Source organism: Chryseobacterium sp. 27AL (assembly GCF_057815395.1).
In genome coordinates this window covers 1-281 of record NZ_JBYRIW010000055.1, presented here as the reverse complement: position 1 = coordinate 281, position 281 = coordinate 1, and the positions used below count along the sequence as shown (strand labels likewise).

General features: G+C 40.6%; 1 protein-coding gene. It reads left to right on the top strand.

Going from position 1 to position 281, the window contains the following annotated elements:
• The coding region (locus AC3WV0_RS18165; protein WP_488847493.1) for an RHS repeat domain-containing protein at positions 1–281 on the top strand (281 nt) is incomplete at both ends.

Below are 281 nucleotides of genomic sequence, written 5' to 3'. Positions count from 1 at the left end.
GAAGTTCTTGAAGAAAACAACTACTACCCTTTCGGGCTGAAGCATGACACCAATATTCTTTCTGTCAACAATTCTTCCTATAAATACCAATACAATGGGAAAGAATACCAGACGGAAACCCGATGGAGTGATTTTGGAGCAAGGATGTATATGGCCGATATCGGAAGATGGGGTGTCATTGATCCGTTAGCAGAGCAAATGAGAAGGTATTCTCCGTATAATTTTGCTTTTAATAACCCGATTAATTTCATTGATCCTGATGGGATGGCGCCTAAACGACT